The sequence below is a fragment of the Paludisphaera soli genome (genome assembly GCF_011064595.1).
GTDB lineage: Bacteria > Planctomycetota > Planctomycetia > Isosphaerales > Isosphaeraceae > Paludisphaera > Paludisphaera soli.
This window is the reverse complement of the sequence record NZ_JAALJI010000002.1, coordinates 23,096-43,273: the sequence shown is the minus strand read 5'-3', so window position 1 is coordinate 43,273 and position 20,178 is coordinate 23,096. Positions and strand designations below refer to the sequence as shown.

Below are 20,178 nucleotides of genomic sequence, written 5' to 3'. Positions count from 1 at the left end.
CGCGTGGGGAAGCTTCCCCACGCGTTTTCGTTTCGAAGGCGTCCGGTCGGTCAATAGTCGACGGACCATCGCCTCGGGGGAGTGACCTCGAACCGGCCCTTGGGTGCGGCGAAGCGGACTCCGGTCTGCCAGAGCTGGTCGGGCTGATGTTTGGCGAGGAGGTACTTCATGACCACCTCATCCGAGGGGGGCATGCCCGGATCCTGAAAGACGACGCAGAGTCGGCAGATCGCGGCCTTCGTCTGGGCGTCCCACACCTCGATCAGGCCGTGGGGGCGGCGGGGGATGCGGTAGTACTTGTCGCCGTTGCGAACGGTCAGGCAGTCGAACTGGCAGAACTCGTGGAACTCCTTCGGTTCGACCACGTCGCGCACCAGCTCGGCGGCCACCAGCTCGGGGACGCCCTGCTGATAATCGGCGGCGTCGATGCGGATCGGCTCCTCCGAGGTCGGCTGGGACTGGCTCTTGCCCTCGATGACGCGGAAGATCTCGTTCTCGACGAGCTTGGCGTAGCCCGAGCGCAGGGCCTGGCTAGCGATCACCAGCTGGGTGAATGAGGAGGCCGTTGCGACGACCTCATGGGCGAAGGTCGCGGCCTCGCGCTGGAGCTTCTCCATCCAGTACCGGAGCATCTTCATCCGGTCGGACTCGGAGTAGCGGAAGCGTCGCGGGCCGACGTCGGGGATGGTCAGGTCGACCTCCCCCCGCTTGGAGTCGAGCGTCTTGAGGACGCTGTCGTAGGCGGCCTCGCCGCGGACGAAGCGCGCGGCGGCGTCGGCGTGGTTGGTGGTCCGCACGCGGACGACCCGGTGGGTGGGCCGGGCGAGGAAGACGACCTCGCGCGAGTAGGGGTCGGTCGGGCAGTGGACGTCGTCGACGTCGATCTCCCAGCGGAGATAGCCGGTGCGGATCATCGCGGCGGGGCCCTCAGCCGCCCTGGACGGCGGGGACGATGAGGATCTCGGGCGCCGCGGCGTCGAACTGCTTGATGAGGCGGGTCTGGCCGGGCCCGTCGAGCCGGAAGGCCATGCGGCCGGGGGTGACGTGTTCCGCGAACTGGGCGGCGGCGGCCTCGATGGTCTCCGGCCGCTGCTTGTCCCACTCGGCGAGGGTCAGGTCGCCGTGTCCGGTCTTGAGCAAGCGCAACTTGGCCATGACTCGTGATCCTCGATCGTCGTCCTGGTTGCCGTCCCTGTCTCCTTCGACTGGAACAAAATCGCGGACCGCACGCAACCCGAACCGGGCCGGCGAGGACGCGCGTCGGAAAAAGGCGTCCGGAAGCGAGGGGGCCCCCGCGTCCGGACGTCGCGATCGGTCCGACTCAGGCCTCCGCCGTGGCCGGCTCGGCGGCGACCGCGCCGGCGGCCGCCGCCGCCTTGGCCTTCTTCACCGTCTCGGCCTTGAGCCGCTTCTTGCCGAACGTGCCCCGGAAGGTCTTGCCCCGCTTGCTGCGCCTGTCGCCCTTGCCCATGGTTCGTTTTCCCCTCGCGTCCCGCCGGTCTCGCCGGGCCGCGTCCTCGGATTTTTTCGTTTGCCGTGAAGCTCGCGTACGATACAATCCATCCGACGTTTGTCAAATGGACGTCGAGTCTCGGTTCGCGACGGGAGAAGGAGACCAGCCCCATGCCCCGCCGCCGGGTCGGTTCCATGATAGCGACCTGCGTGCTGGCCGCCCACGCCGGTTGCGGACGATCGACGCCGACGGTCGTCGAGACCGCCGCACCGTCGCCGCCTCCGGTCGCTCCGCGAGCCGTCGGGGCCGAATCCGCCCCCGCGCCGCGGACGATCACGATCGACCCGACGACCTTCACGATAGCGGCCGACGCCCCGGGGGTGCAACTCCTGGCGACCCGGAACGGGCCCGAAGGACCGGTCGGCGAACCGTCCTGGAGGGTCGAACCGGCGGGGATCGCCTCGGTGGACGCCGGATACGTCCGCCCCATCGCCGCCGGGACGGTCGAGGTCGTCGCCTCGGCCGGCGGGGTGGAAGGGCGGGCGCACGTCGTCGTCGAGCCCCGCGACGGCCGCCGCTTCTGGGACTTCGCCCGCGACGTCGAGCCGATCTTGACCAAGGCCGGCTGCAACACCGGCGCCTGCCATGGCAAGGCCGACGGCCAGAACGGCTTCCATCTCTCGCTGTTCGGCTACGACCCCGACGGCGATCACATCGCGCTGGCACGCGACGTCGCCGGGCGGCGGATCTCGCCGTTCGACGCCGAACGCAGCCTCGTCGTCCTGAAGGCGACCGGCGAGGCCCCCCACGGCGGCGGTCGGCGGCTGGCGGTCGGCTCGTCCGACTACGAGACGCTCGTCGCCTGGATCCGCGCCGGGGCCCCCCGGACGCTCGGCGAGGCTCCCGCGGCGCTCGCAAGGCTGGTGATCGAGCCGGGCTCGGCGATGATGCCGGGGCCGGGCGTCCGCCAGCTCCGGGTCCTCGCCGAGTACGCCGACGGCCGTCGCCGCGACGCCACCCGCCAGGCCGTCTACAAGTCGCTCGACGACTCCACCGCCGTCGTCGACGATCTCGGCCGCGCCGAGCTGCTGCGTCGGGGCGAGGCCGATCTCGTCGTCCGTTACGGGACCCGGGTGGAGACCGTCCGGCTCTCGACCCCGGTCAATCCCCAACTGGCGTTCGATTTCGCGGCCCTGCCCAGGTCGAATCTCATCGACGACCAGCTTCTCCGGAGGTTGGAAGCCCTCAAGGTCCCGCCCAGCCCGCCGGCGAGCGACGCCGCGTTCCTGCGGCGGATCACCCTCGACCTGACTGGCGGGCCCCCCTCGCCCGAGGAGATCCGCCGGTTCCTCGCCGACCCCGACCCGGAGAAGCGGGCGACGCTCGTGGATCGGCTCCTGGACCGACCCGAGTTCGTCCAATTCTGGCGGATCAAGTTCGGCGACCTGCTCCAGATCAGCGCGGCGAGGCAGGGGAACGGGGCTTACCGTTACCAGGAGTGGCTCGACGCCCGGCTGGCCGAGAACGCCCCCTGGGACGTGGTCGTTCGCACCCTGTTGACCGCCCTGGGAGATCCGAACGACGTGGAAACGGGCGGGCCGGTGAATTACGCGGTCGACGCGTTGGAGCCCACCGTCGCCGCCGAGCAGACCGCCCAGAGATTCCTGGGCCTTCGGATGCGCTGCGCCCAGTGCCACGACCATCCGTTCGACGTCTGGACGCAGGACGACTACTACGGCCTCGCCGGCTTCTTCGCCCGGGTGACGCGATCGGGGCCCGGGATGGGCGGCATGATGATGGCCGGCCGGGCCGACGTCCGGGTCGATCCCCAGGGCGTGGTGAAGCATCTCCGCACCGGCGAACCGGCCGCGCCCCGCCTGCTCGACGGCCGGCCGACGACGATCGCCGAGGGCGAAGACGCCCGCGTCGCGCTCGCGGGCTGGATCACCGCGCCGGAGAATCCGTTCTTCGCTCGGGCCACGGCCAACTGGGTCTGGGCGCAGCTCTTCGGCCGGGGGATCGTCGACCCGCCCGACGACATGAGCCGATCGAATCCGCCGGTCCATCCCGAGTTGCTCGACGCCCTGGCCGCGCGGTTCGTCGCGACGAAGTTCGACCTCCGGGACCTGATCCGCACGGTGGCGACCTCGCAGGCCTACGGCCTGTCCTCGGCCCCCGTCCCCGGAAACGAGAAGGACGGCCGATGGTTCTCGCACCAGACGCCCCGGCCCCTCTCCGCGCACCAGATGGCCGACGCCCTGGCGCAGGCGACCGACGTGCCGAACCGATTCCCGGGAGCCTCGCCGACGCGTCGGGCCATCCGCGTGACCGACCCGGGCGTGCAAAGCCCGATCCTCGACGCCTTCGGCCGATGCCCCCGGACGACGACCTGCGCCTCGGTCCAGACTCCCCCTCTCAGCCTCAAACAATCGCTGCTCCTGATCGGCGGCGACGTGATCGAGAGCAAGGTGGAGAGCCTCAACGGCTACCTGGCATCGGCGCTGGAGTTGGATCTGGAGCCGGCGGAGCTGGTGGAGAACCTCTACTACCGCACGCTCTGCCGACCGCCGACCGCCGAGGAGTCCTCGCACTGGTCGACCGAGCTGGAACAGGCAGCCTCGCTCCGGGAAGCGGCCGAGGATCTCTTCTGGGCCCTGCTGAACTCCCGAGAATTCGCGTTCAACCACTGATCCATCGAACATCCCCGCGGGGAGGCCGGCCATGACGCCCAGGACGCGACCCATCACCTGCTCGGGCCCTTCGCGGCGCGCGATCCTCAAGGCCGGCGCGCTCGGCTTCCTCGGCCTCGGCCTGGAGGACGGGCTTCGCCTCCGCTCCCTCGCCGCTCCCGGAGCGGGCGCGGCCGGCGCGAAGAACTGCATCCTGATCTGGCTGGCGGGGGGCGCGTCGCACATCGACACGTTCGACCCCAAGCCCGACGCGCCCGCCGACGTCCGGGGCGAGTTCAACCCGATCGCCACGACGATCCCCGGCGTCCAGGTCAGCGAGGTCCTGCCGAACCTGGCGAAGGTCCTCGACCGCGTCACCCTGATCCGGAGCATGACGTCGCCCGAGGCCGACCACGACCGGGCCTCGCACCACCTCTTGACGGGGTATCGGCCCGCGCCGGCGCAGGTCTACCCGAGCTACGGCAGCGTCGTGGCGAAGTGGCGAGAGGCGAGCGCGGGTCTGTTGCCCCGCTACGTCGCGATCCCCGACCCGCCTTCCTCGTCGATGAGCGGCTACCTGTCCCCGGCGTACGACCCGTTCGGCGTCTCGGGCGATCCCAATCAGGACGGGTTCCGCGTGAGCAACCTCGCGCCGCCGGATCGGCTGACGCTCGAACGGCTGCTCCGGCGTCGCTCGATGGTCAAGAGCCTCGACGACTTCGCCCGCGACGTCCCGCCGACGCCCCTCACGCGGAGTCGCGACCAGTTTTCGGATCGCGCCTACACCCTGATGACCTCGGACGCCGCTCAGGCCGCCTTCCGGATGGCGGACGAGAAGCCCGAGGTCCGCGATCGCTACGGACGGAACACGTTCGGCCAGTCGTGCCTCCTGGCGCGTCGCCTCGTGGAGGCCGGCGTCGCATTCGTCACGGTCAACGACCGGGGCCCCGGTCCGCTGGGCTGGGACACCCACGCGCAGAACTTCCCGACGATCCGGGACTCGCTGGCCCCGGCCCTCGATCAAGGGCTCGCCGCCCTGGTCGTCGACCTGGCGGAACGCGGGCTGCTGGACGACACCCTCGTCGTCATGATGGGGGAATTCGGCCGGACGCCGAAGATCAACCCCAACGCCGGCCGCGACCACCACGGTCGGGCCAACAGCGTGCTCCTCGCCGGCGCGGGGATCCCGGCCGGCCTGGTCCTGGGACGGACCGACGCCAAGGGGGACTCGCCGATCGAGAAGCCTGTCACGCCGGCGGACCTGGCGCACGTGCTTTATACGAAGCTGGGGATCGATCCCAAGCACACGTATGAGACCCCCGACGGGCGGCCGCTGCGGCTGGTCGACGGGGCCGCGCCGCCCCGGGAGCTGCTCTGATCGAGCGGGTCTGGCGGGCGACGCGGCGGAACGCGGATCAGGCGGCCTCGCAGCAGGCGCGGCAGGCCTTCTCGCACTCGCGGCAGATCTCGGCGCACTTCTTCATCATCTCGTCATCGCCCTGGGAACAGGCCTCGGCGCAATCGCGGCAGGCATCGGCGCAGGCCTTGTGCGCATGCGGGGCGAGCGGGCTGTGGCGGGCCATCAGGGTGACGGCCTGGACGCAGAAGGTCTGGCAATCGTTCGTCATCGCCGCGGCCTTGGCGTGCATCTCGCGCTGCTTGCAGTCCTCCTTCACGGCCTCTTTCAGGCAGTGGGCGGCGGTCATGTTGCAGATGATGGCGCACTCGCCCATCGTCTTCATGTGCTCGTGATGCGCTTTCATGTCCTCGTGGTCGGGGTGATGATGGCCCTTGTGGTCCTTGTCGTCATCGCCCGCCCGGACGGTCCCGCTCAGCATCGCGCCGGCCGCGCCGACGCCCAACAGGCTCAGGACTTCGCGTCGCTCCATGGTTCCTCCTCCTCCGGTGATGGATCAAGGGCCCGACCGTAGGGCCGGGGGCGGTTCGGCTGAACCACGTCGATTGAAACCTGCAAACAAGGGACCGTTCCGGCCAAATCCCAGGGTTGTGACGGCTCGCGTCGCCAGGCCATGATGGGACGAGGCGCGCCCCGCGCGGAAAACCTCCCCCGTCAGAGGACGCGGTTATGTCGATCGAAACGTCGTCGGAAAACCCGGACTGGAAACAGGTCGTCGAGTCGCCGGACGTCGACTGGGACGGGGTCGCCACGGCCTCCGACGGGCCCCAGGGTGCGCTCCCGCTGACCGACGAGATGCTCCGACTCTGGCCCTCCGGCGACCTCTTCGGCCTCTCGCAGAACGCCGGGATGGGCTGGGCGCCGTCCGAGACCGCCCGCGACCCCTATCTGATCCTCAGCACCCAGGGCGGGCTCCGCGCCGAGGACGGCTCGCCGATCGCGCTCGGCTACCACACCGGCCACTGGGAGATCGGCCTCCTGGTCAAAGAGGCGGCCGAGGAGCTGAAGCGGCTGGGGGCGGTGCCGTTCGCGGCGATGGTTTCGGACCCCTGCGACGGCCGCTCGCAGGGGACCACGGGGATGATGGACAGCCTCCCGTACCGCAATGACGCCGCCGTGGTCTTCCGCCGGCTGATCCGCTCGCTCCCCCTGCGCAAGGGGGTGCTCGGCGTGGCCACCTGCGACAAGGGCCTGCCGGCGATGATGCTGGCGCTGGCCGGGATGCCGCGGCTGCCGTCCGTGCTCGTCCCTGGGGGCGTCACGCTGCCGCCGCGATCGGGCGAGGACGCGGGGAAGATCCAGACGATCGGGGCCCGCTACGCCCACGGCGAGATCGACCTGCAAACCGCCGCCGACATGGGTTGTCGCGCCTGCGCCAGCCCCGGCGGCGGCTGCCAGTTTTTGGGGACCGCCGCCACCGCCCAGGTCGTCGGCGAGGCGCTCGGGATGTCGCTGCCGCATTCGGCCCTCGCGCCTTCAGGCCAGCCGGTCTGGCGCGACATGGCCCGACGCTCGGCCCGCGCGCTCGTTGAGTTGGCACGTCATGCGACGACCTCGCGCCACGTCCTCACCGACGCTTCGATCCGCAACGCCATGATCGTGCACGCGGCGTTCGGCGGCTCGACCAACCTGCTCCTGCACGTCCCGGCGATCGCCCACGCGGCGGGCCTGCGGCGGCCGGACGTCGGCGACTGGCACGAGATCAACACCCGCGTCCCTCGCCTCGTCAGCGTCCTGCCCAACGGCCCGAGCCACCACCCGACCGTCCGGGCCTTCCTCGCGGGGGGCGTCCCGGAGGTCATGCTGCATCTTCGGGGCCTCGGCCTGCTCGACGAGTCGGTCCTCACCGTCTCGGGGACGACCCTCGGCCGACTGCTCGACTGGTGGGAGGCCTGCGATCGGCGGAAGCGCTCGCGCGAGCGGCTGCATCGGGAGGACGGGGTGGACCCCGACGACGTCATCATGAGCCCCTCTCAGGCGAAAGAGCGCGGCTTGACCAGTACGGTCACCTTCCCGCGCGGCAACCTGGCGCCGCACGGGTCGGTGATCAAGAGCACGGCCATCGACCCGGCCGTGGTCGATCCGGACGGCGTCTACCGCAAGCTCGGCCCCGCGAGGGTCTTCACCCGCGAGCACGACGCCGTCGCGGCGATCAAGGGCCAGGCCTCGATCCCCGTCCGCGCCGGCGACGTGGTGGTGCTCGTCGGCCGGGGGCCGGTGGGGGCCGGGATGGAGGAGATCTATCAGATCACCTCCGCCCTGAAGCACCTGCCGTTCGGCAAGGAGGTGGCCGTCCTGACCGACGCCCGGTTCTCGGGAGTCTCGACCGGGGCCTGCGTCGGCCACATCAGCCCCGAGGCCCTGGCCGGGGGCCCATTGGGCAAGGTCCGCGACGGCGACCTGATCCGAATCGTCGTGGATCGCGTCCGGCTCGAAGGCTCCGTGGACCTGGTCGGAGCCGAGGGGGAGGACGTGGGGGCGGAGGAGGGGGCCCGGATCCTGGCCGATCGCACGCCCCACCCGCTGCTGTCGCCCGACCCGGACCTGCCCGACGACGTCCGGCTCTGGGCGGCCCTCCAGGAGGTCTCGGGCGGAGTCTGGGGCGGCTGCGTCTACGACGCCGACGCGATCGTCGAGGCCCTCCGGCTTGGGAAGGCCTGAGCGGCCTTCGCGGCCCCCGGCGGAACGACCTAAGTTCCCGGGCCGAAAAGGCCGATGATCCGGACTGTGTGACGTGAGACGGTCGATCGACTGCGGGTTGGAGAGGTCGAGGGAATCCGCCGGGCGAATCCGGAAATTCCTAACAGACCATGCGGCCCGCGAACGATAACTAGTCCACATGGACCGGTCGCGATGAGGAAGTCGCCGGAACGATCGGTCGTCTCCGCTCGAACAGGATAGCGATCCCGGCGCAGTAGGTCGGCGAGGCTGGAACGCCCGTCGGCGTGTTCGCGCACGTTCCCAAGGAGGGGATAAGACCATGTTCCGATCCGCGCGGCACCTGAGCCATAAGACCCCGCGCTGGGTTCGCGGCCTCGCCATGGGTGCCATCACGGCCGCACTCTGCACCACGCACGTCGGCTGCGGCCTGTCGTACGTCTTCCGCAACATCTCGCCGCTGCACCCGACCGGTTGGTCGTTCGCCTGGCCGATCTTCGCGTCGCAGTCGCAGCGCCTCGAGGCCGACATGGCCCGCGAGGAGACCGAGGGCCGGGTGCCGATCCTCGACCCGATCCCGGGCGACTTCGCCCCCGCCGCCTGCCTCGACCCCCCGAGCGAGGAGGAGGTCTGGGACAAGGTGCCCAAGTTCAAGAACGGCTCGCCGGTCTTCTACGAGACCCAGCGGAACAACGTCCGGTTCCTGATCGAGAAGATCGGCGAGAAGATCGACCCCTGCCGGGTCTATCCCCTCGCCGGACCTTGCCAGCTCGTCCACTGCCACTACAAGTGCACGGTGTACTACGACGAGTTGTACTGGGCCGACTACCCGATCCCGTTCAACCACGTCGACCACAAGGTCGAGGTCGTCTACATCGACAAGGACCACCTCCGCCGGTGCGCCGGGCCCCCGGCCATCGACGCCCCGCCGGCCGTGCTGCCCGTCAATCCGTCGACCGGGGCCTCCATGAGCCCCTGACCGACGCCGACGCGACCGCGTCCGACCCCCACGAGCCGTCGTCCCCCGCTGCACGCGAGGGGCGACGGCTCTTTCTATTGCGCCTTCAGGAGCCGAATCCGCATTTTTTGGGATGAGGGCGTCACATGATGCCTGGGTGCCACGAATCTAGAATGCGTGGCATGCGAGCAACGATGGCGTGGCCCGCCCACCACCGACCGTCGGCTTTTCGCGACGGCCCCCGCGGCCACCGACGACGAGCCCGCGGGCGAACGCTCCTCCCTTGGGGACGGCGGCGACGCCGACCGGCCTTGATCCAACACCTTAGCTCGATTCGCGTTCGGCGTCGTGAGGATGAACCCGGCCAGGCATTTCTCCCGAGCAGTTCGCCTTCTCAGGGCGATCGCTTAGGTTTTATCCCGGAGAGTTGGCGGCCGAGCCGCCGCTCGCGCCCTCGACGGGCGGGGACGCCTCGCGCGGTTCTTCGAGCGATCCCGAGCCGAGTTCCAAGGAGTCCGGGAAATGAAGCCTCCGGTTCGGATCGTCTGCCGGGGATGCTTGCGGAGCGTCGAGATCGACGAGGACGTCGAGACCCCGCCGAGCGGCTCCTGCCCGTACTGCGGTCAGGCGTTGGACAGTCGGCTGGGACTGAGTAGCGGGCCAACGCAAGAGCAGGACGCCGCCACCGACGTGACCGAGGGCGCGAGGATGGACCGCGAAGCGACTTCCGAATGGATCGCGACCTGGACCCGGGGGTCGTTGGGCGTCCTCAATCGGTTTCAGCTCCGGGACCGGCTCGGCGACGGCGGCTTCGGCGAGGTCTTCCTGGCCTACGACCCCCGACTCGACCGCGACGTGGCCCTCAAGGTCCTCCGCCAGGCCAACCCCAGCGACCGCGTGATGGAGCGGTTCTTCCGCGAGGCTCGGGCCGCCGCCCGGCTCGACCACCCGAACATCGTCGCGGTGTACGATTCCGGCTTCGACAGGGGCCGTTGCTGGGTCGCCTACCAGTACGTCAGCGGCCGGCCGCTCTGGTGGTTCTTCGACCATCAGCCGATCGAGCCCCTCCCCGCCGCGAAGTTGATCCGCGACCTCGCCGACGCGGTCGACTACGCCCACAAGCACGGCGTCGTCCACCGCGACATCAAGCCGGCCAACATCCTGATCGACGACCTCATGCGGCCCCGCCTCATCGACTTCGGCCTGGCCCGCCGCGCCGACCTCGACTCCAGCCTCACCCGCGACGGGGCCGTGATCGGCACCCCGGCCTACATGAGCCCCGAACAGGCCCTCGGCCACAGCCGGCAGGTCGACGAGCGCAGCGACGTCTTCAGCCTGGGCGTGGTCCTCTTCGAGGCCCTGGCCGGCCGCCGGCCGCACTCGGCCACGACCATCCGGACCCCGCCGAACGGGCCCGCCCGGGCGAACGACGCCCCCCCCGCCGAGGACTGGGCCGACGTCGACGTCGCCGTGCCCGCCGGCCTCGTCCAGATCTGCAAGAAGGCGACCGCCGCCAGGCCCGAGGATCGCTACCCGACCGCCCGCGCCCTCGCCGACGAGCTGGACGCCTGGCTCCGCACCCAGGAGCGGCCCGCGGAGAAGGCTCGTCGTAAGCCGACCGGCCTCGCGCTCGTCGCGGGCGCGGCGCTGACGTCGCTCGGACTGCTCGTCGGCTACCTTGCGGCGCGCCCGGCCGGCGACCGCCCGACGGCCGCGCCGATCGGCCTCGTCGATCTCTCGGCCGAGGTCGAGGCCGCCACACCCACTCCCGCGAACCCTTTCGCCCCACCGAAGCCGTCCGCCCGGAGGGCGGCCGTCGACGCCGACGGCCTGGTGGGCAACTTGAAGGGCAAGCGCTATCACCTGGCGACTTGCGACGACGTCAAGATGATGGCCCCTGCGAACCGCTTCGCCATCGACAGGCCCGAAGACGCCGCCGCCAAGGGGCTCTCCCCGTGCGACCATTGTCACCCGCCGGAGCCGAAGAAGTCCTCGGTCCGCTCCGCGTCGAAGTCCTGAGCGCCGCGGGGCCGCCTTGCCGGGCGGGGCCGACGCGGCCTACAATCGCCGTCTGGACCCGACGACGAGACGCGAACCGCAAGGGACCGGCCATGACCCAGGAGACGCCCGAGACCAGCCCCGCCGAGACCGCCGAGCCCAGCCCCGACGCCGGGCGCCCCGGGCGTAGGCCGTCGCCCCGGCAGGTCCCGGCCTCGCTCGTCCCGGAGACCGGGTGGCACTTCCTCCACCTCTTCTACCACGTCGACCGGGACGCCATCCTCGACGTGGAGCCGGACGAACTCGACCGCGCCCGCGAGGAGTTCGTCGCGATCCTCGGCACGAAGCCCGAGGGCGTCGAGCAGCTCCAGTGCTTCGCCGTCCCCGGGCACAAGGCCGACTTCGGGGTCATGCTGGCCGGCACCGACCTGAAGGCGATCCACGGCGTGCAGACGGCGCTCGCCGCCTCGCTCCTGGGACCGGCGCTCACCCCGTCGTACTCGTTCTACTCGATCACCGAGGTCTCGGAATACGTCCCCGACGCCGAGCAGTACGCCGCGATCCTCCGCGACCGCGAGAAGCTCGACCCCGAGTCCCCGATGTTCCAGGCCAAGGTGGCCTCGTACTCCGAGCGCCTCGGCCCGATGAACCAGCATCGGCTCTATCCCGAGTTCCCCGACTGGCCCTGCTTCTGCTTCTACCCGATGAGCAAGATGCGCCAGGGCGAGCAGAACTGGTATCTGCTGCCTTTCGAGCAGCGGTCCGAGCTGATGGCCCAGCACGGCCGATCCGGTATGGCCTACGCCGGCAAGGTCAGCCAGGTGATCACCGCGTCGACCGGCCTGGACGACTGGGAGTGGGGCGTCACCCTCTGGGCGCGCAACCCGCTCTTCCTGAAAGACATCGTCTACACGATGCGGTTCGACGAAAGCTCCGCCAAATACGCCCTCTTCGGCGACTTCTACTTCGGCTACATCGTCCCGCCCCGGGAACTGGTCGAAGTCCTGCGGATCTGAACCGGGGCGGGGGCCGCGAGATGACCGGAAGCCGAACGCCCGACCTGATCCTGGCGAGCACGTCGCCCTATCGCCGCACCTTGCTGGAGCGGCTGGGTGTCGCCTTCCTCGCCGTCGCCCCGCCGTTCGACGAGTCCAGCCTGGCGGGGGCGGGGCTTGCGCCCCGAGCCCTGGCCGAGACGCTCGCCCGCCGCAAGGCCGAGAGCGTGGCGGAAGCGGAGCCGACCGCCGTCGTCATCGGCTGCGACCAGCTCGTCTCGCTCGACGGCCGGATCCTCGGGAAGCCGGGCGACGCCGACCGGGCGGTGGACCAGCTCGCCGCGATGTCGGGCCGGGTCCACGAGCTGATCACGGCGATGGTCGTGATCGCCCCCGGTCGCCGGTTCGCCCATACCGACGTCACGCGGCTGACGATGCGGAGGCTCGACCGCGAGGCGATCGAGCGTTACGTGGCTCGGGACGCCCCGCTCGACTGCGCGGGGAGCTACAAGCTGGAGCAGGGGGGCGTCGCCCTGTTCGAGCGGATCGAGTCGGGCGACCATTCCGCGATCACCGGCATGCCGCTGCTGGCCCTGGTCGGCATCCTCGCGGAGTTGGGGTGGGAGATCCCCTGAGCCGTCGGCCAGGACGGCCGGGCGGGTCAGACCTCGTCGTCGAAGCCGCCGGCGGTGCGCGGGGCGACGCCGAGGACCTTGTCGATGGATCGCACGAGCTTCTCCATCGCGAACGGCTTGCGGATGTAGTCGCGCACGCCCAGCATCTCGGCGTAGGCGCGGTGGCGGCTCCCCTCGTTGCCGGTGATCATGATGGTGGGGATCAGGCCGCCGGGGCGGCTGCGGAGCTTCTCCAGGACGAGGAAGCCGCTCTTCTTGGGCATCATCATGTCGAGGATGAGCAGGTCGGGGTTCTCGCGTTCGGCCACCATCAGGCCGGAATTCCCGTCTCGGGCGACGAGGATGCGATAGCCCCGGTTCTCCAGGATCGTGCGCATCGACTCGACGATCTCGTGGTCGTCGTCGACCAGAAGGATGGTGCGTTGTTGTGGGCTCATGGCGTTGGTTCTCGGGTCGAGGCGGCGCACGATGACTCTAGGAGGCGCGACTCCAGTCTAGCCCGCGCCCGTCGGACAGGCAAGGGGCGGGGGGGACGGGTCAAAGGATCTCGGCATGAAGACATGTCGAAAATCCGGGACGATCGGGGCCGGGCGTGGAGATTGGGGGTCGCCCCCTTTTCGGCGGCCCCGCGGGAGATCATAATCGAGCGTGGCTTCGGCCGCATTTCGGGGCAGGGGACGGGCGGGGATCGCGGCCGGGCCGCGACTCGACGCCCGGCCGGGAAATCGACGCGAAGGGGAGGGCGGGACGCCATGAGACCTTGGAACGCCTGGCTGTACGGCCTCGGACTCTCGGGGGTGCTGGCCTTGGGGCTGGCGGGCTGCGGCGGGGGCGACGTCCCCGAGCCGTCCGCGGAAGACCTGGCCGCGGCCGACGAGGCGGAGGCCGCGCCCGCCGAACCGGCACCGCCCGAGGATGCGGCGGCCGCCGTCGCGGCCGCTCCCGCCCCCGCCCCGACGCCCCCCGCCGGCCCCGCCGCGTCGGCGCCGGGAGAAGCGCCCGCGCCCGTGGCCGCCGCCCCGCCGACGCCGGACGCCGCGGCCGGAGCCGTCAAGTCCGATACGGCCGAGCTCCTGGCGATGGCCACCGGCGCGGCCGCCCCGGCCGAATCGGCCCCCGCGCCCGGGGCCACCGCCCCCGCACCCGCGGGCGAGATCGCGCCGGAACCGGGCGCCGGCGACCTGATGACGCCTCCGGGGTTCCCGGGAGGCCCCGGCGGCCCCGGCGGCGAGATGGGCGCGCGAGGCCCCGGCTTCCGGGGCGGCGAGGACGGCTCGTCGGGCATCCCCGGAGGACTCGGCCTCGGCGGCGCGGCGGGTTCGAACGACCCCGGCGACACCAACTCCGCCCACGGTGCGGTCAAGGCGTTCCTCCACGCCATCAAGAACAAGGATCGCGGCCGACTCTCCGAGGCGACCGCCTTGCGGGCCAACAGCGATCAGGAGGGGGGCAAGTATCGCGAACTCTTCGCCCGCATCATCGACGAGAGCATTTCCGAGACGGAACTGGACGACCTCGCCACGAAGCTCGACGGCTACGTCGACGCCGGCGACAATCAGGTGAAGAGCACCGGGCGCCTCGGCGTGACCATCCGGAAGACGCTCGACGACGGAGGCTGGCTGCAGCGGACCGTCACCGTCCGCAAGGAGAAGAAGGGCTGGGGAGTCCTGGACATCTCCAGCCCCACCGAGTTCAAGAGCCCGAGTAATCGCGGTGCCACCCAGCGACGCTGAAACGATCCCGGCAGCCTGATATGGAGCTTTCTGCAAGCTTCGAGCGGCAACGCTTGTAAAAACGCCAAGGCCCGCGTCGAGAATCTCGACGCCGGGCCGTTTTTTCCTCAAGTTTCCGACTTGCACCCCGGCGTTCTCGCACGGAATCGGCCGTCGGAGGCTTTTGGTACGCGGCGTGCTCTAGGGCAGGACGCAAACTTCGCCGAATCATCTCATCCGGCAAAGTCCGCCACATCTCCGACGACCCGAAACAGGAACCAAGGAAGGAGCCTGTCAGGCCATGTCCATCTCTCATCTCAACTTCTGCGGCGTGTTCGAGATGCTCGTGATGTTCTTCCAGACCTGCGGGGTCATGTGCCTCTGCCTGCACCGCCTGACCCCGCACGGATCGAGCTGGTCCGGCCTGGGGCGGTTCGGTCTGATCCTAGCCCTGTTCGGGCTCGGGATCTCGGGAGCCCTCTGCGGTCGCCATGACTCGGAGTTCGCCCTCTTCGCCGGCGGGACCATGACGCTCCTCCTGATCGGCATGACGATCGGAAACAGCAATACCGGTGCCGTTTACCCCATGCGTCCCCTCGTCGAACCCGAGGCGGCGTGATCCTCTGGTTTTTTGGTCATCCCTAAAGGCTTAAAGGCCAACAATTTGAAACTCTCGGGGCCACGCGGCCCCGTTTTTTTTTTGGCGGTCGTTTGACGACCCCGAAAGCGTGCGCCATAGTTCCGGCGAATCAGGTTCTGAATCGACGGACTGGCGTATCCTGACTCCCCCTCACCGACTCCCACCTTGTTCCGCCGGTCCTTCGATCCGTCTCGTCTCGGCGTATGGTCCGCGACGACGGGGGTCCCCCGTCCTCGTGCGCCATCCCTCGAGCCGTCGGCAGACCGTCACGAAGGATTGATCACCGACCCGAACGACGCCCCGCTCGCCGTTCGCCTTCTTTAGGTCGAGTCGGATCCATGCGGGAGAAGGACTTGCCCACAATGGTTGGACTGAAACGGATTTCAGCCGTGCTCGGTCTCCTGGCCGCGACGGCCCCGATGGCGATGGGCCAGGCGACCAATCCGAACCAGGTCGTCGCCGACTCGGTCGCCGGAGCGCTGCGGACCAGCCGGACGCTGGCCTCCACCCGGATCGAGATCGAAGCCCAGGGCGGCCTGGTGACGCTCTCCGGCGTCGCCGGCAGCCCCGAGATCAAGTCCGAGGCCCTCTCTCGCGCCCAGCGGGTCGCCGGGGTGACGGGGGTGGTCGACAAGATCCAGGTCGGCGACCGGTCGGTCCGCCCGGCCCAGTACGTGCCGCAGCAGGTCGCCATGGGCGGCCACATGGGGCACGGCGGCATGGTCGGCGGCGGCCCCGTCGGCGGCGCCCCGATCGGCGTGAATGAAGGCATGGGCGGCATGGTCGGCGGCCCCGTCGCCGGCGGGCCCGTCTACGACGGCAGCCCCCTGCCCGAAGGCCCCGCCGGCGGCGCCGCGGGCGGCGTGGTGCAGAACCAGCCCAACTACGCCTGGCCCAGCTACGCCCCTCCGGGGAACTTCTCGGCCGTCGGCTACCCCACGGCCTACCCCTGGCAGGCCTGGCCGAACATCGGCCCCTTCTACCCCTACCCGGAAGTCCCCCTCGACTGGCGGGCGGTCACTCTCCGCTGGGACGACGGCATCTGGTGGCTGGACTTCAAGAAGAACTACACCCGGCCGTTCTTCACCCCGTATCCGTTCGGCATCTTCGCCTACTGAGTCGGCCTGAACGACGACCCGGATGCGAGATCGACACGGCCGGCTGGGCTCGCCCCAGCCGGCCGTTCGTCGTTCCCGCGAGCCGCGTCCGCTCGATCAAGGATGGGCGAAGATCGAGGCCGGCGCCGCCCCGGACGTCGGGGCGGAGGGCGGGGCGGGCCTGGCGGTCGCCAGGTTGCGGCGGATGAAGTCGATCATCAGCTTGCCGTAGTGGCCGCTCGCGATCCCGTGCCGCGAGCCGGGGTAGATCATCAGCTCGAAATCCTTCCCGGCGTCCTGAAGGGCCTCGACGAGCCGCATGGTGTTCCGCACCGAGACGTTGTCGTCGACCGCGCCATGGACGATGAGCAGCCTTCCGCTGAGATTCTTCGCCGCCTCGACCACCGACGAGTTCTTGTAGCCCTCGGGATTGTCCTGCGGCAGGCCCATCAGGCGTTCGGTGTAGATCGAGTCGTAGTCGTGCCAGTCGGTGACCGGGGCCCCGGCGATCCCGCAGGCGAACAGGTCGGAGTGGGTCATCGCGAAGGCGGTCATGTAGCCGCCGTAGCTGTGGCCGGTCATCCCGATCCGCGTCCCGTCGACGTAAGGCTTCTGCTTGAGCCAGGCGATCGCATCCTTGATGTCTTCCAACTCCTGGAGCCCCAGCTTTCGGTAGGCGGTCCAGGCCGAGGCCGCCCCCTTGCCGCTGGCGGGACGGGGGTCGATGCGGAAGACCACGAATCCCTCCGAGGCGAGCCCCTGGTCCCAGACGCGGCCGTTCGCCCAGGTGTCGTTGACGACCGGCGTGTGGGGACCGCCGTAGGTCGTGAACCAGACCGGATGCTTGACGTTCGGGTCCAGGTCGGGCGGGAGGATCAGCTCGGCCTCCAGCGGGAAACCGTCGCGGGCCGGGATCTGGAACCGCTCGCGAGGCCCGAACCGGTGCTCCCGGATCTTGTGGACCGGGTTCGAGTCCACCGTCCGCACGACCGAGCCGTCGGCGGCGTGGAGCTTCGCCCGCGAGGGGGTCGAGAGGTCGGACCAGGTCGCGACGAAATGGCGGCCGTCGGGGCTGTGCGTCGTCTGGTAGCTCCCCAGGCCCGAGGTGATCCGCTCGACGGGCGCCCCCGGCCGGACCTTGTAGAGCTGGCTGGACGTGGAAGCGTCCTTGGTGCCGAGGAACGTCACCTCGCCGGTCGCGCCGTCGACCCGCTGGAGCGAGCGGACCTCCCACTCCCCCTCCGTGAGCCGTCCCTTCGGCGAGCCGTCGGCCGCGTAGTGGTAGAGGTGCTTCCAGCCGTCGCGCTCGCTCAACCAGAGGAACGAGCCGTCGTCCAGGAAGCTCGGGGCGGTCGGGTCGGCGACCCACCCCTTGGTCCGGTCGCGGAAGAGGACCCGTGGCTTCTCCCCCTCGACGGGCACTTCCAGCAGGTCGAGCCAGGTCTGGACGCGGTCCTGGACGCAGGCGAGCGCGGACTTCGAGTCGGGCTTCCAGCTCACGCCGCTGATGAGGAAGGCCTCGGCCGAGTAGCCCGACAGGTCGGCCCATTGCACGGGCCCGCCCTGCGCGGGGACGATGCCGAGCCGCACGCGAGGGTTGGGCTCGCCGGATCGGGGGTAGCGATTGACCTCCACCTCGCGGGGGGACTTTTCGTCGTGGAGCATCGTCAAGGAGCCAACCTCGGCGTCGTCGAACTCCAGGAAGGCGATCCGCCGGGAGTCCGGGCTCCACCAGTGGGCCGCCCACGATCGGTTGAAGATCTCTTCGAAATAGACCCAGTCGGCCCGTCCTCGCCGCAGGTCGTCCTTGCCGCCGGTCGTGAGCGCCCGCTCGGCCCCCTCAACGTCGACGACGTGCAGGTCGAAGTCGCGGACGAAGCTCACGCGGCGGCCGTCCGGGCTGAACTGGGCGTCGGTCTCGTCGCCGGGGGCGCTCGTGAGCCGTACGCCCGACGAGCCGTCGAGCGCGACGTGGTACAGGTCGTGCTCGTGCTCGAACAGCACCGCCTTCCGCGCCGGATCGAGCTGGATCCGGCCGCGACCGAACCGTCCGGCTGGGCCGACGCCCGCGGCCAGTCGCTTGGCGAGATCCGCGACGGTCTTCTCATCGAGGCCGGGTATGCGCTTGAGCCCCTGGACGAGTTGGTCCGTCGACGCGAACGGCGACGTGCGGCCGGTCAGGGCCTCGACCTTCAAGGCGCCGTCGCGGCTCGACCGCAACCAGTGCTCGTCGTCGATCCATTCGATGCTTACGGTCGAGCCGGAGAAGTTGCCGTCCACCCTCCCCGATTCGTCGAGGCGGATCGGCAGGCCCGACTTGGGCTCCGCGTAGTCGCGGGCGCGGGCCGTCAGCAGGTCGGGCTTGCCGGCCAGGCGAAGGACGGGGAAGTCCTCGCCCGACCTCAGGCCGGGGAAGAGCTTCCAGGTGGCGAGCCCGTCCTCGGAACGCGGCTCCAGCAAGTAAGCGGCGAGCGCTCCGAGCGGCTGCGCGTCCTTCACCACGAGCGTCCCGGCGGCGATCCGCCGGGCCTCGGACCTCGGCGTGACCTTGAGTTCGAGCACGTCCTGGCGATCCCAGCCCGACGATTCGGGCCGTCCGACCGCGTCCACCTTGTAGACTTCCACGTCCAGGTCGAGATCCTCGCGCAGCTCCTGCACGTCGATCCCGTGCCGCTGGAGGAGGGCGGCGATCTCGGACTGGTCCGGGGCCAGGAGGTAGGCGAACGGACGGTCCACGGACTCGACGGCCTCGAAGTCGACCAGGACTTTCGCGGGATAGTCGCGAGGCTCCTCGGTGGCGATGCGGCGGCCGTCCTCCTCCTTCTCGACGTAGCCCAGGATCGGCTCGGCGTCGGCCAGGGGCCGGGCCTTGGTGCGGAGGGCGACGCGACGCGGACTCGCCGGCGCGTCGTCGGTCGCCGCCTTTCGAGCGTCGTCCAGGAGCTTCTTGATCTCATCTTTATTCGCGGAGGCGTACTTCAGGCACTCGCGGACGAAGTCTCGGGTCGCTAGCACGCGAGTCTTGTACGGGGCGTACGCGTAGGCTTCCGACAGGACGCCGATCCGATTCCGCAGGCCGACGTAGTTGGTGCCGAACCGGCCGAACGCGGGGAAGCTCTCCCAGCGGTCGTGGTCGCCGCCGAAGCTGCCGTAGTAGTAAGTCTGCAGCCCCGTCGACTCTTCGAACGCCTTCGTGAGCGAAGGGAAGAGCTTCGTCCGCGCGTACTGGATCAGCGAGGGCTCGCCCGCGGGGTTCCGAGAGCCGTCGTAAGTGATCGTGTAGCGGTGGTGCGAGCCGTTGGTCGTGTGGGTGTCGATGAAAAGGTGCGGATTCCACTCGTTGAGGAACTTGACAAGCGAGCGGGTTTCGGGGGCCTCCAGCTTGATGAAGTCGCGGTTGAGGTCCAGCCCCCGCGCGTTGCCTCGCTCGCCCATGCCCTCCTCGGGCCCGACCTGGCCCGGCCGGTTGTCCCGGGCGATCCGCTCGTTGCCGTCGGCGTTATAGAGGGGGACGACGGCGAGGATCAGGTCCTTCAGCAGCTCCGGGTGGGGCTCGGCGGCCAGCTCGCGGACGAGCATGAGGAGCCCTTCCTTGCCGCAGACCTCGCCGCCGTGGATGTCGCCGATCGCCAGGACGATCAGCTTGCCGGAGGCCGCGGCCTGGGCCGGCGTCTTCAGGGGGGGATCGGCGATGAGGAGCATGGGGAGGGAGCGACCCTCGACCGAGCGGCCCAGCTCCGTCGCGACGACGTTCGGCGACGCCTCGGCGAGCTTGCGAACGAGCGCGGCCACGTCCTCGTGGCGGGCCGTGGCCTTGAAATCGCTCCGCTCGGCGACCGTCGCCAGGTCGTCGACCGGCCTGGACGTGGGGGCCTGCGCCGGGAGGGAGGGGAGGAGGCCGAGCATCAGGACCGACGAGAAGAGCATCGCGGCGGGTTCCTCGGTT

The 20,178-nt window shown here is 70.1% G+C and carries 16 protein-coding genes; 10 read left to right on the top strand and 6 right to left on the bottom strand.

Annotation, left to right across the window (positions count from 1 at the left end; translation table 11 throughout):
- Positions 1 to 50 precede the first annotated feature (50 nt).
- From G6O68_RS03075 to G6O68_RS03065, 3 genes are all read right to left on the bottom strand, one after another.
- Positions 51 to 914 (bottom strand): hypothetical protein, encoded by an 864-nt coding sequence (locus G6O68_RS03075; RefSeq protein WP_165244717.1) that lies wholly within the window; start codon positions 912 to 914, stop codon positions 51 to 53.
- Positions 915 to 927: 13 nt separating this feature from the next.
- Complete coding sequence (locus G6O68_RS03070; RefSeq protein WP_165244715.1) at positions 928 to 1,155, bottom strand: hypothetical protein; 228 nt, start codon at positions 1,153 to 1,155, stop codon at positions 928 to 930.
- Positions 1,156 to 1,321: 166 nt separating this feature from the next.
- Positions 1,322 to 1,471, bottom strand: coding sequence for a 30S ribosomal protein THX (locus tag G6O68_RS03065; protein WP_165244713.1), 150 nt, complete (start codon positions 1,469 to 1,471; stop codon positions 1,322 to 1,324).
- Positions 1,472 to 1,623: 152 nt separating this feature from the next.
- On the opposite strand from G6O68_RS03065, the gene G6O68_RS03060 reads away from it, so the two are divergent.
- Together G6O68_RS03060 and G6O68_RS03055 are read left to right on the top strand one after the other, a co-directional pair.
- On the top strand, positions 1,624 to 4,143 hold the full coding sequence (locus tag G6O68_RS03060) for a DUF1549 and DUF1553 domain-containing protein (RefSeq protein ID WP_240911015.1): 2,520 nt from the start codon (positions 1,624 to 1,626) through the stop codon (positions 4,141 to 4,143).
- A 31-nt stretch (positions 4,144 to 4,174) separates the two neighbouring features.
- Positions 4,175 to 5,500, top strand: a complete 1,326-nt coding sequence (locus G6O68_RS03055; RefSeq protein WP_165244711.1) for a DUF1501 domain-containing protein — start codon at positions 4,175 to 4,177, stop codon at positions 5,498 to 5,500.
- Between the two features lie 37 nt (positions 5,501 to 5,537).
- Here G6O68_RS03055 and G6O68_RS03050 read toward each other — a convergent pair whose 3' ends face one another.
- On the bottom strand, positions 5,538 to 6,011 hold the full coding sequence (locus tag G6O68_RS03050; RefSeq protein WP_165244709.1) for a four-helix bundle copper-binding protein: 474 nt from the start codon (positions 6,009 to 6,011) through the stop codon (positions 5,538 to 5,540).
- Between the two features lie 197 nt (positions 6,012 to 6,208).
- Between G6O68_RS03050 and G6O68_RS03045 the strand changes: the two genes are divergently transcribed.
- The 5 genes from G6O68_RS03045 (at position 6,209) to G6O68_RS03025 (ending at position 12,783) form a co-directional block, all read left to right on the top strand.
- Positions 6,209 to 8,200, top strand: a complete 1,992-nt coding sequence (locus G6O68_RS03045) for a YjhG/YagF family D-xylonate dehydratase (protein ID WP_165244707.1) — start codon at positions 6,209 to 6,211, stop codon at positions 8,198 to 8,200.
- A gap of 319 nt (positions 8,201 to 8,519) precedes the next feature.
- The gene (locus G6O68_RS03040; RefSeq protein ID WP_240911014.1) at positions 8,520 to 9,176 is read left to right on the top strand and encodes a hypothetical protein; all 657 of its coding nucleotides are present in this window, start codon (positions 8,520 to 8,522) and stop codon (positions 9,174 to 9,176) included.
- Between the two features lie 501 nt (positions 9,177 to 9,677).
- Complete coding sequence (locus G6O68_RS03035) at positions 9,678 to 11,174, top strand: serine/threonine-protein kinase (protein ID WP_165244705.1); 1,497 nt, start codon at positions 9,678 to 9,680, stop codon at positions 11,172 to 11,174.
- Between the two features lie 92 nt (positions 11,175 to 11,266).
- On the top strand, positions 11,267 to 12,169 hold the full coding sequence (gene hemQ, locus G6O68_RS03030; protein ID WP_165244703.1) for a hydrogen peroxide-dependent heme synthase: 903 nt from the start codon (positions 11,267 to 11,269) through the stop codon (positions 12,167 to 12,169).
- A 20-nt stretch (positions 12,170 to 12,189) separates the two neighbouring features.
- Positions 12,190 to 12,783: a Maf family protein gene (locus G6O68_RS03025; RefSeq protein WP_165244701.1), complete on the top strand. Its 594-nt coding sequence runs from the start codon at positions 12,190 to 12,192 to the stop codon at positions 12,781 to 12,783.
- Positions 12,784 to 12,809: 26 nt separating this feature from the next.
- Here the strand turns inward: G6O68_RS03025 and G6O68_RS03020 are convergent, their stop codons facing one another.
- Positions 12,810 to 13,220 carry a response regulator gene (locus G6O68_RS03020; protein WP_165244699.1) on the bottom strand — a complete coding sequence of 137 codons (411 nt, stop codon included), beginning with the start codon at positions 13,218 to 13,220 and terminating at the stop codon, positions 12,810 to 12,812.
- 315 nt (positions 13,221 to 13,535) lie between these two features.
- Between G6O68_RS03020 and G6O68_RS03015 the strand changes: the two genes are divergently transcribed.
- The 3 genes from G6O68_RS03015 to G6O68_RS03005 all read left to right on the top strand — a co-directional run bounded on the left by G6O68_RS03015 (position 13,536) and on the right by G6O68_RS03005 (position 16,253).
- The gene (locus tag G6O68_RS03015) at positions 13,536 to 14,516 is read left to right on the top strand and encodes a hypothetical protein (RefSeq protein WP_165244697.1); all 981 of its coding nucleotides are present in this window, start codon (positions 13,536 to 13,538) and stop codon (positions 14,514 to 14,516) included.
- Positions 14,517 to 14,796: 280 nt separating this feature from the next.
- Entirely contained in the window at positions 14,797 to 15,114 is a 318-nt protein-coding gene (locus G6O68_RS03010; protein WP_165244695.1) for a hypothetical protein, read from the top strand.
- Between the two features lie 383 nt (positions 15,115 to 15,497).
- Positions 15,498 to 16,253: a BON domain-containing protein gene (locus G6O68_RS03005; RefSeq protein ID WP_206108004.1), complete on the top strand. Its 756-nt coding sequence runs from the start codon at positions 15,498 to 15,500 to the stop codon at positions 16,251 to 16,253.
- Between the two features lie 96 nt (positions 16,254 to 16,349).
- Here G6O68_RS03005 and G6O68_RS03000 read toward each other — a convergent pair whose 3' ends face one another.
- Entirely contained in the window at positions 16,350 to 20,159 is a 3,810-nt protein-coding gene (locus G6O68_RS03000; RefSeq protein WP_165244691.1) for a DPP IV N-terminal domain-containing protein, read from the bottom strand.
- Positions 20,160 to 20,178 lie beyond the last annotated feature (19 nt).

Coding starts and splice junctions, on each gene's coding strand:
- G6O68_RS03075 (WP_165244717.1), bottom strand. CDS start 914: ATGATCCGCACCGGCTATCTCCGCTGGGAGATCGACGTCGACGACGTC.
- G6O68_RS03070 (WP_165244715.1), bottom strand. CDS start 1,155: ATGGCCAAGTTGCGCTTGCTCAAGACCGGACACGGCGACCTGACCCTC.
- G6O68_RS03065 (WP_165244713.1), bottom strand. CDS start 1,471: ATGGGCAAGGGCGACAGGCGCAGCAAGCGGGGCAAGACCTTCCGGGGC.
- G6O68_RS03060 (WP_240911015.1), top strand. CDS start 1,624: ATGCCCCGCCGCCGGGTCGGTTCCATGATAGCGACCTGCGTGCTGGCC.
- G6O68_RS03055 (WP_165244711.1), top strand. CDS start 4,175: ATGACGCCCAGGACGCGACCCATCACCTGCTCGGGCCCTTCGCGGCGC.
- G6O68_RS03050 (WP_165244709.1), bottom strand. CDS start 6,011: ATGGAGCGACGCGAAGTCCTGAGCCTGTTGGGCGTCGGCGCGGCCGGC.
- G6O68_RS03045 (WP_165244707.1), top strand. CDS start 6,209: ATGTCGATCGAAACGTCGTCGGAAAACCCGGACTGGAAACAGGTCGTC.
- G6O68_RS03040 (WP_240911014.1), top strand. CDS start 8,520: ATGTTCCGATCCGCGCGGCACCTGAGCCATAAGACCCCGCGCTGGGTT.
- G6O68_RS03035 (WP_165244705.1), top strand. CDS start 9,678: ATGAAGCCTCCGGTTCGGATCGTCTGCCGGGGATGCTTGCGGAGCGTC.
- hemQ (WP_165244703.1), top strand. CDS start 11,267: ATGACCCAGGAGACGCCCGAGACCAGCCCCGCCGAGACCGCCGAGCCC.
- G6O68_RS03025 (WP_165244701.1), top strand. CDS start 12,190: ATGACCGGAAGCCGAACGCCCGACCTGATCCTGGCGAGCACGTCGCCC.
- G6O68_RS03020 (WP_165244699.1), bottom strand. CDS start 13,220: ATGAGCCCACAACAACGCACCATCCTTCTGGTCGACGACGACCACGAG.
- G6O68_RS03015 (WP_165244697.1), top strand. CDS start 13,536: ATGAGACCTTGGAACGCCTGGCTGTACGGCCTCGGACTCTCGGGGGTG.
- G6O68_RS03010 (WP_165244695.1), top strand. CDS start 14,797: ATGTCCATCTCTCATCTCAACTTCTGCGGCGTGTTCGAGATGCTCGTG.
- G6O68_RS03005 (WP_206108004.1), top strand. CDS start 15,498: ATGGTTGGACTGAAACGGATTTCAGCCGTGCTCGGTCTCCTGGCCGCG.
- G6O68_RS03000 (WP_165244691.1), bottom strand. CDS start 20,159: ATGCTCTTCTCGTCGGTCCTGATGCTCGGCCTCCTCCCCTCCCTCCCG.